The sequence below is a fragment of the Amycolatopsis sp. CA-161197 genome (assembly GCF_050942255.1).
In the GTDB taxonomy this organism is placed as follows: Bacteria; Actinomycetota; Actinomycetes; order Mycobacteriales; family Pseudonocardiaceae; genus Amycolatopsis.
Map to the genome: position 1 here is coordinate 6,453,776 of NZ_CP192059.1, position 14,906 is coordinate 6,468,681.

General features: G+C 72.0%; 11 protein-coding genes and 1 pseudogene. 9 read left to right on the plus strand and 3 right to left on the minus strand.

Annotated elements, in window-relative coordinates:
• The first annotated feature begins 241 nt into the window (after nucleotides 1-241).
• The 5 genes from ACQPXB_RS30100 (at nucleotide 242) to ACQPXB_RS30120 (ending at nucleotide 6,892) form a co-directional block, all read left to right on the plus strand.
• Complete coding sequence (locus ACQPXB_RS30100) at nucleotides 242-3,133, plus strand: alpha/beta fold hydrolase (protein ID WP_432845262.1); 2,892 nt, start codon at nucleotides 242-244, stop codon at nucleotides 3,131-3,133.
• Nucleotides 3,130-4,068: an ABC transporter permease gene (locus tag ACQPXB_RS30105; protein WP_432845263.1), complete on the plus strand. Its 939-nt coding sequence runs from the start codon at nucleotides 3,130-3,132 to the stop codon at nucleotides 4,066-4,068. The genes ACQPXB_RS30100 and ACQPXB_RS30105 overlap by 4 nt, the downstream gene beginning before the upstream one ends.
• A 58-nt stretch (nucleotides 4,069-4,126) precedes the next feature.
• On the plus strand, nucleotides 4,127-4,879 hold the full coding sequence (locus ACQPXB_RS30110) for an enoyl-CoA hydratase/isomerase family protein (RefSeq protein ID WP_432845264.1): 753 nt from the start codon (nucleotides 4,127-4,129) through the stop codon (nucleotides 4,877-4,879).
• A gap of 109 nt (nucleotides 4,880-4,988) precedes the next feature.
• The gene (locus tag ACQPXB_RS30115) at nucleotides 4,989-6,392 is read left to right on the plus strand and encodes a S28 family serine protease (protein ID WP_432845265.1); all 1,404 of its coding nucleotides are present in this window, start codon (nucleotides 4,989-4,991) and stop codon (nucleotides 6,390-6,392) included.
• A gap of 98 nt (nucleotides 6,393-6,490) precedes the next feature.
• Entirely contained in the window at nucleotides 6,491-6,892 is a 402-nt protein-coding gene (locus ACQPXB_RS30120) for a VOC family protein (RefSeq protein WP_366581506.1), read from the plus strand.
• A gap of 4 nt (nucleotides 6,893-6,896) precedes the next feature.
• Here the strand turns inward: ACQPXB_RS30120 and ACQPXB_RS30125 are convergent, their stop codons facing one another.
• From ACQPXB_RS30125 to ACQPXB_RS30135, 3 genes and pseudogenes are all read right to left on the minus strand, one after another.
• Nucleotides 6,897-7,256 carry an MmcQ/YjbR family DNA-binding protein gene (locus ACQPXB_RS30125; protein WP_432845266.1) on the minus strand — a complete coding sequence of 120 codons (360 nt, stop codon included), beginning with the start codon at nucleotides 7,254-7,256 and terminating at the stop codon, nucleotides 6,897-6,899.
• A gap of 122 nt (nucleotides 7,257-7,378) precedes the next feature.
• Nucleotides 7,379-9,538 carry an excinuclease ABC subunit UvrB gene (gene uvrB / locus ACQPXB_RS30130; RefSeq protein WP_366581503.1) on the minus strand — a complete coding sequence of 720 codons (2,160 nt, stop codon included), beginning with the start codon at nucleotides 9,536-9,538 and terminating at the stop codon, nucleotides 7,379-7,381.
• Between the two features lie 81 nt (nucleotides 9,539-9,619).
• Nucleotides 9,620-10,841, minus strand: a pseudogene (locus tag ACQPXB_RS30135) (DUF5685 family protein).
• A gap of 154 nt (nucleotides 10,842-10,995) precedes the next feature.
• Here ACQPXB_RS30135 and ACQPXB_RS30140 point away from each other — a divergent pair.
• From ACQPXB_RS30140 to ACQPXB_RS30155, 4 genes are all read left to right on the plus strand, one after another.
• On the plus strand, nucleotides 10,996-11,514 hold the full coding sequence (locus ACQPXB_RS30140) for a DUF402 domain-containing protein (protein ID WP_432845267.1): 519 nt from the start codon (nucleotides 10,996-10,998) through the stop codon (nucleotides 11,512-11,514).
• A 141-nt stretch (nucleotides 11,515-11,655) separates the two neighbouring features.
• Nucleotides 11,656-12,561, plus strand: coding sequence for an ABC transporter ATP-binding protein (locus ACQPXB_RS30145; RefSeq protein ID WP_432845268.1), 906 nt, complete (start codon nucleotides 11,656-11,658; stop codon nucleotides 12,559-12,561).
• A gap of 26 nt (nucleotides 12,562-12,587) precedes the next feature.
• The gene (locus ACQPXB_RS30150) at nucleotides 12,588-13,313 is read left to right on the plus strand and encodes an ABC transporter permease (RefSeq protein WP_386949627.1); all 726 of its coding nucleotides are present in this window, start codon (nucleotides 12,588-12,590) and stop codon (nucleotides 13,311-13,313) included.
• Between the two features lie 2 nt (nucleotides 13,314-13,315).
• Nucleotides 13,316-14,827: a glycosyltransferase family 39 protein gene (locus ACQPXB_RS30155; protein WP_386949630.1), complete on the plus strand. Its 1,512-nt coding sequence runs from the start codon at nucleotides 13,316-13,318 to the stop codon at nucleotides 14,825-14,827.
• Nucleotides 14,828-14,906: the final 79 nt, after the last annotated feature.

Below are 14,906 nucleotides of genomic sequence, written 5' to 3' on the forward strand. Positions count from 1 at the left end.
CGGAGGTTGCCCTCGTCACCGAACCGGTGGTGTTACCTCCGTCACCGAGGCCGAAAAACGCCCGTGCTCGCGTGAACTGTGCCGATCGTTGCCAATCCGACCACCGTCACGGCCGAATGGCTTCGTGGCAACGGTTACGTGCTGCGTGGGGGCGGCCTGCATTGGTCGGATTGGCAAGAAGATGTCTGATCCGTGTGAGCCCCGCGCGCGGCTCTCAGCGAAGCTCAAATAACGTCAGCACGTGCCCCGAATCCCGTTGCCGCGCACGCGCGGTGCCCGGCTGGCCGCGCTGGCCGCGGTCGTGGTGGTCGTCGCCGCCGTCGTGGCCGTCTGGACCACGAGCGGCTCGCAGCCCGCTCCCGTCCGGACCCAGGACGCCTTCCTGGCGATGCCGGCCGCGCCCGGCTCGGCCGAGCAGGTCCGCATCGACACCACCACCTACTACCCCGAGAAAACGCCCGCCCCCGCCGTGCTGCTGGCCCACGGTTTCGGCGGCGACAAGTCCAGCGTGGACCCCCAGGCCCGCGAGCTCGCCCAGCGCGGGTTCGTCGTGCTGACCTGGTCGGCGCGCGGTTTCGGCCGCAGCACCGGCAAGATCGGCCTCAACGACCCCGACGCGGAGGTCGCCGACGCGAGCCGGCTCATCGACCACCTCGTCGCGAGCCACGAAGTCGCCACCCGCGCGGGCGGTGCGCCAGAGATCGCCATCACCGGCGCGTCCTACGGCGGCGCGCTGTCGCTGCTGCTCGCCGGCACCGACAAACGCGTGGCCGCCGTCGCCCCGGTGATCACCTACAACGACCTGGCCCAGGGCCTGATCCCCAACGCCGGCGCCACCACGCCGCCCGCAGCGAAGACCCCGGCGGCGGGCGAGTTCGCGCCCGACGGCGTGTTCAAGAAGAGCTGGGCGGGCATCTTCTTCTCCTCCGGCTCGGGCGCGCCGAGCGCGGGAGCATCCTCTTCGGCCGAGGCACCCGAGGCCGGGCAGGAGACCGACGACAACGGCGGCTCGGTCGGCGGCACCGGAGGCACCGGCGGCGGCGGCGACGCGCAGGCCGCCCTCGCCCCGGTCCCCGGCCAGGCCCAGCCGGGCCAGGCGCCGGCCGCCGACCCGTGCGGCCGCTTCACCGCGCAGGTCTGCCAGGCGTACACGGAGCTGGCGACCACCGGGAAGGTGAGCGCGCAGACCGTCGCGCTGCTGCACCGCGTCTCACCCGCGTCGGTCACGGACAAGATCACGGTGCCGACGCTGCTGGTGCAGGGTGAGAGCGACACGCTGTTCGGCCTGGACCAGTCCGACGCCACCGCGCGCCAGATCTCCGCGGCCGGCGGCAAGGTCCGCACCATCTGGTACACCGGCGGCCACGACGGCGGCGTCCCCGGCCCGCAGCTGCGGGCGAAGATCGGTGACTTCCTGTGGTCGGCGCTGACCGGCGACGGCGACCCGGGCACCGGCTTCAGCTACGACGTGCAGGGCACCTTGCGGGCCAACGGCGCGCCGTCCGTGCGCACGGTCAGCACCGACGCGTACCCGGGCCTCGCGGGCGCGGGCACCGAACGCCGCCAGATCGCGCTCGCCGGTCCGCCGCAGCCGGCCGTGCGGCCCGCGGGCGCCAACCCCGCGGCCGTGAGCGGCATCCCCGGTCTCAACGGGCTGGCGGCGGGTTCGTCACGCCTGGCGCCGTTGTTCAGCACCGACCCGCCGGGCCAGGCCGCGCAGTTCCGCAGCGCGCCGTTCGACAGTCAGGTCCTGATCGCGGGTTCCAGCACCGTGCGGCTGCAGGTCGCCACCGATCCAGCGCACCCGCTGCCGGAGGCGGTGCTGTTCGCGAAGCTCTACGACGTGGGTCCCGACGGCACCCGCGTGCTGCCGGCCAACGCCGTGGCACCGTTCCGCGTGGCGAACCTGCCGGCGAACGGCACCCCGGTGGACGTGACGGTGACGCTGCCGGGCATCGTGCGCCCGATCGAGGCCGGGCACTCGCTGCGGCTCGTGGTCGGCACCACCGACCAGTCGTTCTCGACGCCGACCGCGCCGGGCGTGTTCCGCATCGCGTTGGCTTCGGGCTCGGCGCTCGCCGTGCCGGTCGTGCCCGGCACGTCGGTGGGCACGCCGGCGCCGAAGGGCCAGCTGATCGGCATCGGCGTGACGCTGCTCGTCGGCATCATCGCGCTCGTGTTCGCCGCGATCCGCCGCCGGCGCGCGCACGACGTCGACCCGGACCTGGCGGACACGCCGCTCGTGATCAAGGGGCTGCGCAAGCAGTACGCGGGCGGGTTCGTGGCCGTGAAGGACCTGTCCTTCCGCGTGGAGCCGGGCCAGGTGCTCGGCCTGCTCGGCCCGAACGGCGCGGGAAAGACGACGACGCTGCGCATGCTGATGGGCCTGATCACGCCGACCGCGGGCGAGATCCGCGTGTTCGGCCACAAGATCTCGCCCGGCGCGCCCGTGCTGTCGCGCATCGGGTCCTTCGTGGAGGGTTCCGGCTTCCTGCCGCACCTGTCGGGCAAGGCGAACCTCGAGCTGTACTGGGCGGCGACCGGGCGGCCCACCGAGAAGGCCCACTTCTCGGAAGCGCTCGAGATCGCGGGCCTGGGCGACGCGGTGAACCGCCGCGTGAAGAACTACAGCCAGGGCATGCGCCAGCGCCTCGCGATCGCGCAGGCGATGCTCGGGCTGCCGGAGCTCATGGTGCTCGACGAACCCACCAACGGGCTCGACCCGCCCCAGATCCACCAGATGCGCGAGGTCCTGCAGCGCTACGCCGCCACCGGGCGCACGGTCGTCGTCTCGAGCCACCTGCTGGCCGAGGTCGAGCAGACCTGTTCGCACGTGGTCGTGATGCACCGCGGGACGCTCGTGGCCTCGGGCGAGGTCGGCGAGCTGGCGGCCGCGAGCGGCGAGGCGACGTTCCGCGTCGGCGACCCGGCGGCGGCCTCGGCGGCGCTCAAGGGCCTCAGCGGCGTCACGGACATCGACGTCGAGGGTGACCTCGTGCACGCGAACCTCGACGGGATGCCGCGCGCCGACGTGGTGGCGGCACTCGTGCGCGCGGGTGTCGCGGTGGAGCAGGCCGGGCCCCGGCGCCGGCTGGAAGACGCGTTCCTGCAGCTGGTCGGAGACAACTCATGAGCAACACCAACGGTTCGGGCGGGGTCCACACCGACCCCGCCGCCCTGCGGGAGCTGAGCGAGCTGGCGAAGGCCGAGCAGGCCGAAGTCGGCCCGGACGGCGCCGTCGCCGGCTACCGCGCCGAGCGGACGCTGCGCCTCGGCGTGGAGCTGAAGCGGCAGTTCAAGCGGCGGCGCACCCAGCTGGTGCTGGGGTTCGTGGCGATCCTGCCGTTCATCCTCGTGGTGGCGTTCGAGGTCGGGCAGTCGAACCCGAACCGCCGCTCGGGCGGGTTCGTGGACCTCGCGACGGCGAGCGCGCCGAACTTCGTGGTGCTCGCCCTGTTCGTGTCCGGCACGTTCCTGCTGCCGATGATCGTGGCGTTGTTCTTCGGCGACACGATCGCGAGCGAGTCGTCGTGGTCGAGCCTGAAGTACCTGCTGGCGATCCCGGTGCCGCGCCACCGGCTGCTGCGGCAGAAGGCGATCGTGTCGGGCCTGCTGTCCGCCGCGGCGCTGGTGCTGCTGCCGCTGGTGTCGCTGCTGGTGGGCGTGATCTGGTACGGCGCGGGCGACGCGATCAGCCCCACGGGCGACGCGGTCACCTTCGGCGACAGCATGATCGCGCTCGTGCTGTCCACTGTGTACATCATCATCCAGCTGGCGTGGGTGGCCGGGCTGGCGCTGCTGCTCAGCGTCTCCACCGACGCCCCGCTCGGCGCGGTGGGCGGCACGGTGCTGGTGGCGATCCTGTCGCAGATCCTCGACCAGATCACGGCGCTCGAAGGGCTGCGCAACTACCTGCCCACGCACTACTCGTTCGCCTGGATCGACCTGATCTCCACCGACATCGACTGGTCGAACATGGCCAGTGGGGTGCTCTCGTCGCTCATCTACACCACGGTGTTCCTGCTGCTGGCCGGTCGCCGGTTCGCCACGCGGGACATCACGAGCTGACCCGCCCGGCGTCCGGCCGTCCCGCACGGGCGGCCGGACGCCGGTAACGTCTCCTCGCGTGACCATCCACCTCGCAGTCGAAGACGGCGTCGCCGTGCTCACGCTGGAGCACGGCCGCGGCAACACCCTCGACACCGCCACCTGCCGGGAGCTCGTGCTCAAGCTCGAGGAGGCGGCCGACGGCACGAAAGCCGCGGTGCTGACCGGGTCGGGCGACATGTTCTCCGCCGGCGTCGACCTGCTCAGCCTCGATGCGGGTGGTGCGAGCTACGTCGGCGGGTTCCTGCCCGCGCTCTCCGACGCGCTGCTGGCGGTCTTCGGCTTCCCGCACCCGCTCGTCGCCGCGGTCAACGGCCACGCGATCGCGGGCGGGATGGTGCTGGCCGCCGGGTGCGACCACCGGGTGGCCGCCGCCGGCCCCGGGCGCGTCGGCGTGACCGAGCTGCTCGTGGGCGTGCCGTTCCCGCTGGCCGCGACGGAGATCCTGCGCTGCGCCTACGGCACGAACCCGCTCGCCGCGCTCATGTACAGCGGCGCCACGCTGACCATCGACGACGCGCTCGCCCGCGGCCTGGTCGACGAGGTGGCGGCGCCGGAGGAGGTGCTCGGCCGGGCGCGTGAGCTCGCCGCCCGACTCGGCGAGCTGCCGGCGGAGGCGTTCGCCCACACCAAGGCGCAGCTGCGCCAGCCCTACCACGAACGGATCGCGGAGAACCGCGCCGCCGACGACGTGCACGTGGACCGGATGTGGCGTTCGGCGGAGTCGCTGGCGCGCATCAAGTCCTATGTGGACCGTGTGCTGACGCGCTAGCCGCGGACCCTACGGAAGTCGGCGCCCGACCGGATGGCGCGCCTTGCCGGGCGCGGCCGGGTCTGTGAGGATCCGGAAGTTGATCTCGGGGCCGTCGAGGGGGAACCACGTGCGCAGGCTGCTCACCGTCCTGTCCACCGTCGTGCTGGCTGCTGTGGGGCTCACGCCGGTCGCGAGCGCGGCCGGCGAGGAGGACATCGCGGCCGCGCTGGCCACGATCCCGGGCCTGACGGTGGTGAAGGAGGACCCGGCACCGGCGGGGTACCGGTTCTTCGAGCTGACGTTCACGCAGCCGGCCGACCACCGCCGGCCCGACGGGCCGAAGTTCGAGCAGCGGTACACGCTGCTGCACCGCGACTTCTCCGCGCCGACGGTCGCGTTCACCAGCGGGTACAACGTGTCCCTGTCCCCGAACCGCTCCGAGCCGACGCGGATCGTGGACGGCAACCAGCTTTCGATGGAGTACCGCTACTTCACGCCTTCGCGGCCGCAGCCGGCGAACTGGTCACGTGACCTCACGATCTGGCAGGCCGCGGCCGACGAGCACGCGGCCGTGCAGGCGTTCAAGAAGATCTACCCGGGCAAGTGGCTCGCGACCGGCGGCAGCAAGGGCGGGATGACCGCCACGTACTTCCGCCGCTTCTTCCCGGACGACGTCAACGGCACGATCCCCTACGTCGCGCCCAACGACGTGATCGACCCGATCGACAAGTACAACCGGTTCCTCGCGAACGTCGGCGACCCCGCGTGCCGCGCATCGTTGAGGGCGATCCAGCGCGACGCGCTGAAACGGCGTGACGAGCTGGGTGCGCTGGCCAAGGACGACGCCGCGCACAAGGGCTACACGTTCACCACCGTGGGGTCGATCGACGAGTCGCTCGAGATCTCGGTGATCGACTCGTACTTCGCGTTCTGGCAGTACCAGCCGGCGTCGGCGTGCGCGTCGATCCCCCGCGCGGGTGCGGCTGCCTCCGACGTGTGGGCGTGGTTCGAGCAGGTGGAGAGCCTCAACACGTACTCCGACCAGGAGCTCGAGCCGTTCGTGCCGTACTACTACCAGGCCGCGGTGCAGCTCGGCTCGCCCGAGGCGTACGACAGCTACCTGCGCGACCTGCTGCGCTACCCGGGCACGGACGTGCCTTCGACGTTCGTGCCCGCGTCGGTGAAGCTGCCGCGCTTCGACTTCCTGGCGATGCCGGACGTCGACTTCTGGGTGAAGGCGCACGGCCGGCAGCTGCTGTTCGTGTACGGCTCGAACGACCCGTGGGGCGCGGAGCCGTTCGAGCTCGGGTACGGCTCGCGCGACTCGTACCGCTACTTCGTGCCGGGCGGCAACCACGGTTCGACGATCGCGCAGCTGCCCGCCGCGCAGGCCGCGGAGGCGACCGCGACGATCCGCCGCTGGGCCGGTCTGCCGGCCGCTTCGTCGCGATCGCTGGCTGCGGCCACGGAGCCGGCGGGGTTCCCGGACTTCGACGCGAACCAGGTTCTGGCGGACCGCCCTCGCCTGTGAGTCCTTTGTGGATCTTGGCCGGCTCGCTCGCCGGGTGAGGACCGGCGGGGGCGCGTAGTCTCGGGCGCGCCCTGTCGGCCCGGTGTGAGGAGGCAACCATGCCCCGGCCCGTCCACTTCGAAATCCACGCCGGCGACCCGCAGCGCGCGGTCGCCTTCTACACCGCCGTGTTCGGCTGGCACATCGAACAGTGGGGCGAGGTCCCGTACTGGGTCGTCTCCACCGGCGACGGCGAAGGCATCGACGGCGGCCTCCTCCCCCGCCGCGGCCCCGCACCCGCCGAGGACGCCCCGGTCTCCGGCTTCATCAACACGATCGAGGTCACCGACGTCGACGCCACCATCGACGCCGTCGCCCAAGCCGGCGGCACCATGGCGCTGGCCAAGGACCCCGTCCCGGGCGTCGGCTGGCTCGCGTACTGCAAGGACACGGAGGGGAACATCTTCGGCGTCCTTCAGCCGGACGAGAACGCTCCGGCTCCGGATCGCCCTGTCTCCTGACCGCTCACGGCCGACGCGCCTTGGGCAGCTTCGCCCGCACCGCCTCGTAGGACGCGTCGAGCAGCTCCTTGAGCTCCTCGTCGGGCACCGCAGCGGCTGGGCTCGCACCCAGGTCCACGCGATTCCAGCCGTACCGCCCGAGATAGTCGAGTACAGCCACCGACTCCGGATAACGCTCCCGCAGCTCGGCCGCCTCCTCCCGGTTCGCGCCGCCCTTGAGCCCCACCGAGCCGGGCCGCTCCAGCCCGATGAACGCGAACGCCCTGCCCACGACCTTCACCACGAGCACGTGCTCCCCGAACGGATAGGTCTCCACGGCCCCCGGCTTGCCCAGGCAGTGCTCGATCACCTCGTCGACCCGCACGCCGCTCACCTCCGTCCAACCCCGGCGAGACCCGACCGAAGCAGTCGCGCCTCCGCCCGCGGCCCGGGGCGGCCTTCCCCGCGGCCCGCCGCACCCGAAGGGCAGCGGACCGCCGGAAGGCGTCAGCGGATGCCGGCCGCGTCCATGCCGCGGAGTTCCTTCTTCAGGTCCGACACCTCGTCGCGCAGGCGGGCGGCGAGTTCGAACTGCAGGTCGCGGGCGGCCTGCATCATCTGGTCGGTCATCTGCTGGATGAGGTCGGCCAGCTCGGCGCGCGGCATGCCCGACACGTCCTTGTCCACGAGCATGCCGGAGCTGCGGACGCGGTCGCCCTGTTCGGGTTTCTTGCCGCGCGAGGTGTTGCGACCCGAGCCGCCGACGGCGACGGCCTGGTCGGAGTCGTCGGCTTCGCTGTAGACGCGGTCGAGGATGTCGGCGATCTTCTTGCGCAGCGGCTGCGGGTCGACGCCGCGTTCCTCGTTGTATTCGACCTGCTTGGCGCGGCGGCGGTCGGTCTCGTCGATGGCGTGCTGCATCGAGTCGGTGATCTTGTCCGCGTACATGTGGACCTCACCGGAGACGTTTCGCGCCGCGCGGCCGATCGTCTGGATCAGCGAAGTGCCACTGCGCAGGAAGCCTTCCTTGTCCGCGTCGAGGATCGCCACCAGCGACACCTCCGGCAGGTCGAGGCCCTCGCGCAGCAGGTTGATGCCGACCAGCACGTCGAAGTCGCCCGCGCGCAGCTGGCGCAGCAGCTCGACGCGGCGCAGCGTGTCGACCTCCGAGTGCAGGTACCGCACGCGGATGCCGAGCTCCAGCAGGTAGTCGGTGAGGTCCTCGGCCATCTTCTTGGTGAGCGTGGTGACCAGCACCCGCTCGTCCTTCTCGGCGCGCTCGCGGATCTCGTGCACCAGGTCGTCGATCTGGCCCTCGGTGGGCTTCACGACGACCTTCGGGTCGACCAGGCCGGTCGGGCGGATGACCTGCTCGACGAACTCGCCGCCGGTCTGGCCCATCTCGTACGGGCCCGGCGTGGCCGACAGGTACACCGTCTGCCCGATGCGGTCGGAGAACTCCTCCCACGTCAGCGGCCGGTTGTCGACCGCGCTCGGCAGCCGGAACCCGTAGTCGACGAGGTTGCGCTTGCGCGACATGTCGCCCTCGAACATGCCGCCGATCTGCGGCACGGTCTGGTGCGACTCGTCGATCACGAGCAGGAAGTCGTCCGGGAAGTAGTCGATCAGCGTCGCGGGCGCGGACCCGGCCTCGCGGCCGTCGATGTGGCGCGAGTAGTTCTCGATGCCGGAGCAGAACCCGACCTGGCGCATCATCTCGATGTCGTAGGCCGTGCGCATGCGCAGCCGCTGCGCCTCCAGCAGCTTGCCCTGCTTCTCCAGCTCGGCGAGGCGCTGTTCCAGCTCCGCCTCGATGCCCTTGATCGCCTTCTCCATGCGCTCCGGCCCCGCGACGTAGTGCGTGGCCGGGAAGATCCGCACCTCGTCGACCTCACGCACGATGTCGCCGGTCAGCGGGTGCAGGTAGTAGAGCTTCTCGATCTCGTCGCCGAAGAACTCGACGCGGATCGCCAGCTCCTCGTACGCCGGGATGATCTCCACCGTGTCGCCCCGCGCGCGGAAGGTGCCGCGCGCGAACGCGATGTCGTTGCGCGTGTACTGCACGTCGACCAGCGCGCGCAGCAGCACGTCGCGGTCCACCTGCGCACCGACCGCGAGCTTGGTCGAGCGGTCGAGGTAGGACTGCGGGGTGCCCAGGCCGTAGATGCAGGACACACTGGCCACCACGATCACGTCGCGGCGCGAGAGCAGGTTCATCGTGGCCGAGTGGCGCAGCCGCTCGACGTCGTCGTTGATCGACGAGTCCTTCTCGATGTAGGTGTCCGTCTGCGCGATGTACGCCTCGGGCTGGTAGTAGTCGTAGTAGCTGACGAAGTACTCGACCGCGTTGTTCGGGAAGAGTTCCCGCAGCTCGTTGGCCAGCTGCGCGGCCAGGGTCTTGTTCGGCGCCATGACCAGCGTGGGCCGCTGCACGCGCTCGATCAGCCACGCGGTGGTGGCCGACTTGCCCGTACCGGTGGCGCCCAGCAGCACGACGTCCTTCTCGCCCGCCTTGACCCGGCGTTCGAGCTCGTCGATGGCCGCCGGCTGGTCGCCGGCGGGCGTGTACTCGCTGATCACTTCGAACCGGCCGCCGGAACGGGGGACGTCGGAAACCGGCCGGAAGTCGGACTGCGCGAGGACGGGGTGTTCGGTTGCGAAAGCCACGTCCACCAGAGTAGGCCGACCCACCGACAGTTTTCAGCCGAGGCGCCACCACAGGCCCGCTGACCTGGGCCGGAACCCCGTTCAGCAACCGTCGCAGCAGGCGCAGAGCAGCACGCACGGGTCGCAATCGCAGTGGTTCTGCCGCACCTTGCCGCTCCACGGGCCCGGGAACGGGTCCCGGCAGCAGAACTGGCAGCTGCAGCACATGTAGGTCGCGACCGCGCAGCCCTCGAAGAACCCGCGCGGCCGGGGCGGCACGGCAAACCTCGGCACCCAGCAGCCACCGCCGTCGCCGTCCTCGGGCCCTTCCCCCGGCTTGCGCTTCTTCTTCGGAGGCTTCGGCGGAGGCGGCGGCGGAGGCACCGACGAGTGCGGCCCCCACGCGGGGTGACCGGCCGGAGCGGGCGGCACCCCGGGCGGCACCGGTCCCGGCCCGAGCCATCCGGGCGGCGGCTCCTGCCGGTGCCCGAACGCCCGGTTCACGGCCTGGCGCAACTCGTGCACCAGCAACGCGTGGACCAGCTCCGGCTGCGCGAACGACGCCTCCCGCACCGCGAGCTCGACTCCGAGCACCGCGTCCACGGCGAGCCGCCGCGCCTCGGCGAGCGCCGTTCCCGTGACCGTCAACGGGTTCCAGCTCCCCGCCGCGTCGTCCGCGGGCTGGTCCTCCACCGCGTCGAGCAGGTGCGCTACCCGCCCGAACAGGCGTCCGGCCTCGGCGAGCGGCGCCACGTTGCCGGGGCGCCCCGCCAGCACCGCCGTCTGCGCGAACGCCGCCGACGCGGCCGCCTCGGCCGGCCCGGTGACCAGCAGCAGCGAGTCGCCCGCGGTCACCTCGTCCTCCAGTGCGCTCTGCCGCGAAACCGCGGCCACCAGGACCGACGTGTCGAAGCCGATGCGCGCGCCGGTGCGGGCGCCCTGCGCGGACCACCGGGCCGCGAGCTTCTTCGCCGGTGTCCGCAACGCACCTCGGCCGAGGGCACCGTCGCCGTCGGCCACGTGGTCCTCGACCTTGGCCGAGGCCAGCACCAGCGACACGGCCGCGGCGAGCTGCGCCCCTTCGCCTCGCGCTACGGACGCCGAACGCATCCCGCGTAACGCACACGGCCCCGCGGGCCGGCGCCGGCCCGCGGCCTGCGCCTCCACGAGAGCGGAGATCACCAGCGAGTCGTAGTTCGTCACGACCCGCGCGAGGTGCCCGTGCTCGTCGCAACGCGAGGCACAGCCCGCACAGGTGCGCGAACCAGTCGGCGTGCAGCCGCGCGGACAGCCGGTGCCGGCACGGCCGGATGATTCCGAACACGATCCCTCCCCAGGTCCGGGTCAACGCAACCGGCGAACCGGACATCCGGTGCGGAAGTGGCCGAGCCGTGACCGCCCCCGGCAACCGGGTGGATTTCGCGGACACCGGCCCCGGCGAACCGCTCGGATCGCCCCGCGCCCGGCAGGATGGGCGGATGACCGACGTGCACCCGCCGAAGGTGGAGAGCTTCGACCCGGCCGCCGGCGTCAACGTGGACCCCAAGGGCATCGAGCGGCAGGTGGAGGAGTTCCGGACCGAGCCGTTCGGGCTGTACCTCGCGCGCCCGACGCCGGGGCGCGCCCAGTTCCGCTACCTGGAGTCCTGGCTGTTGCCCGACCTCGGCCTGCGGATCACCGACTTCTGGTTCAACCCCGGCCACGAACGCGACCAGACGTTCTACCTCGACGTGGTGCGCGTGCGCCGCGAGGGCACCCGGTGGTTGTCCACGGACCTCTACCTCGACCTCGTGCTCAAGGACAAGGTCTCCGTGCGGGTGATCGACTCCGACGAGCTGCTCGCCGCCGTCTCGGCAGGCCTGCTGCCCCAGACCGAAGGCGAGTACGCGCTCGAAACCGCCTACGCCACCGTGGAAGGGCTGGCCGCGCACGGCTACGACCTCGCGGCCTGGCTGTCCACAAAGGACATCACCGCGACCTGGCGCCGGCACCCCTAAGGGCCACCGGGTCCACCGATCGGTGGATGCCCGCCGCCTGGCGGTGGATGCCGGATCTGGCCGTTCCGGCGATCCGCCGCACCCCTTCCCCACGGGACTCTTTTTCACGACGGAAGAAGAGCTCGAGAGGGGACGGCGGACATGCCGGTGATCGAGGTCCAGCACCTCCACAAGACCTACGGGGACAAGGTGGCGGTGGACGACGTGTCGTTCACCGTCGAGCCGGGCGAGATCTTCGGGATCCTCGGCCCGAACGGCGCGGGCAAGACCACCACGGTCGAGTGCCTGGAAGGCCTGCGCACGCCCGACGGCGGCACGCTGTCGGTGCTCGGGCTCGACCCGCGGCGCGAGCGCCACGAGCTGCGCCAGCGCCTGGGCGTGCAGCTGCAGGAGAGCCGGCTGCCCGAACGGCTGCGCGTGAGCGAGGCGCTGGAGCTTTACTCGTCCTTCTACCGCAAGCCGGCCGACACCGAGCGGCTGCTCGGCCTGCTCGGGCTCACGCACCAGCGCGACACCGCCTACAAGAAGCTCTCGGGCGGGCAGCAGCAGCGTTTGTCGATCGCGCTCGCGCTCGTCGGCAGCCCCGAGATCGCGGTGCTCGACGAGCTCACCACGGGCCTCGACCCGCAGGCCCGCCGTGACACCTGGGACCTGGTCGAGGCGGTGCGCGACGAGGGCGTGACGGTCGTGCTCGTCACCCACTTCATGGACGAGGCCGAGCGCCTCTGCGACCGCATCGCCGTGATCGACTCGGGCCGGGTGGTCGCCATCGACACGCCCGCCGGGCTGGTCCGCCAGGTCGGCGACGAGCAGCGCATCCGGTTCCGCCCGTCGGCGCCGGTCGAGCTCGCACAGCTGAAGGCGCTGCCCGACGTGCTCGAGGTCGAGCGCCACGGCTCGCAGCTCGTGGTCACGGGGCGCGCCAGCGCGCTGCAGACCGTGACGTCGTTCCTCGCCCGCAAGCAGGTGCTCGCGGGCGACCTGCGCGTGGAGCAGGCGAACCTCGACGACGCGTTCGTCGCGCTGACCGGCCGGAAACTGGACTGAGGGGACTCGAAGCCATGCTCACGAAGATGACCACCGTCGAGGCGAAGCTGTTCCTGCGTGACCCGGCGGCACCCGTCACCGTGGTCGGCATCCCGCTCGCACTGCTGCTCGTGTTCGGCCTGATGCCGGGTTCGGGCAAGCCCAGCGCCGAGTTCGGCGGGCACGCGCCGCTGCCGACCCTGATCGCGCCGATGGCCGTGGCGATCCTCATCGCGATGCTCGCGGTGATGATGTTCCCGGCCGCCGTGGCCACTTACCGCGAGAAGGGCGTGCTCAAGCGCCTGTCCGCGAGCCCGGTGCCACCCCGACGGCTGCTCGCCGCGCAGCTGCTGGTGAACCTCGCCGCCGCCGCGGTCGCGATCCTGCTCGTCCTCGGGGTGGGCAGGATCGCGCTCGGGATGGCGCTGCCGGAGAACCTCGGCGGGTTCCTGCTCGTGATGGTGCTCGGCGCGCTGGCGTTGTTCTCCGTCGGCACGCTGATCGCGGCGCTCGCGCCCACCAACCGCGCGGCCAGCGGCATCGGTGCCGCGGCGTTCTTCCCGATGCTCGCGCTCGGGGGCGTCTGGGTGCCGAAGGAGCAGCTGCCTCCGGTGCTGCAGCACGTGGCCGACGTCCTCCCGCTCGGCGCGACGATCAACGGCCTGCGCGAAGCGGCCGCGGGGAACTCGCCCGAGCTGCTGCAGCTCGGTTCGCTCGTCGCCTTCGCCGTGGTCTGCTCGGCGATCGCGGCCCGCACCTTCCGGTGGGAGTGACCATGTCCGTGACGACGCTGCCGGCCGCCCAGCGCGTGGCCGCCCCGTTCGCCCGGGTCCCGGTGTTCGTGCTCGCCGGCTTGCTCGGCGTGGCGCTGCTGCTCACCGCGAGCCGCTACGGCTACATGGGCGACGAGCTCTACTTCCTCGCCGCCGGCAGGCACCTGGCCTGGGGTTATGTGGACCAGCCGCCGATGCTGCCCCTGATCGCGCGCGCCATGGACACGATCGCCCCGGGTTCGGTGTTCGTGCTGCGGCTCCCGGCGATGCTCGCGATGGTCGCGTCGGTGGTGTTCGCCGCGCTCATCGCCCGCGAGCTGGGCGGCCGCGCGAAGGCCCAGACGCTGACCGCGGCGACGTGCGCGGTCAGTACGCAGTTCATCGCTTCGGGCCACTACCTGGCCACCTCGACGCTGGACCCGTTCCTGTGGACCGTGGTGATCTGGCTGCTCATCCGCTGGATCCGCACCCGCGGCGACAACCTGCTGTTGTGGGCCGGCGTGGTCACGGCGGTGGCGCTGTACGTGAAGTTCCTGATCGGCGGCTTCTGGGCCGTCGCGATCGTCGCCCTGCTGGTCTTCGGGCCGCGCGAGCTGCTGCGCCGGCCGAAGCTGTGGGTCGGCGCGGCCATCTCGGTGGCGGCGCTGGTCCCGACGCTGATCTGGCAGGCCACGCACGGCTGGCCGCAGCTCGGCATGGGCGAGGCGATCTCGGCCGAGGTGCAGCAGACCTGGGGCGGGCGCCTGCTGTGGCTGCCTTCGGCGCTGCTCACCGCCGGGTTCCCGATCGGGATCGCGCTGCTCTGCTACGGCGTGTGGCGCCTGCTGCGCTCGCCGCAGCTGCGGCCGTACCGCTTCCTGGCGTGGACCACGCTCGGCCTGGCCGTGGTGTTCATCGCGGTCAACGGCCGCTCCTACTACATCGCCGGCATGTTCGCCCCGTGCTGGGCGGCGGCCGCCGTCGAGCTGGAGACCGGCCGGGCCTCGCGCTGGTGGCGCTGGCTCGCGACCTGGCCGGTGTACGCCGTCGCGGCACTGCTGGCCCTGCCGATCTCCCTGCCGGTGTGGCCGCAACCGTGGCTCGTGGCGAACCCGAACCTGCCCTCGCCGACGTTCGCGTTCGCCGAGATCGGCTGGCCGGAGGCCACGCGCTCGGTGGCGAACCAGTTCGCGAAGCTGCCCGACCCGGCGCACACGGCCCTCGTCGGCGAGTCCTACTGGTCGGCCGGCGCGCTCGACCACTACGGCCGCCCGCTCGGCCTGCCCGAGCCCGCCAGCCCGAACCGCGGCTACGCGACGCTCGTCGTGCCGCCGGACTCCGACACCAGCGTGCTGTTCATCGGCGCGGACCCGCAGCCGCTGCTCGGCCACTTCGCCGACCTGCACCGGATCGGGAAGGTCGACACCGGCACGGCCCTGCCGAGCGTCGCCGACGACACGCCGCTGTGGCTCGCCACCGGGCGCCTGCAGCCGTGGCAGCAGATCTGGCCGCACCTGGTGAACACGCACAACTGACCCCGGGGTGTGCCCGGCGCCACACACCAGCCGGTGGCGCCGGGCCCCGGCCCGTAGGGTGCCGCGCAACAGGCCCGAC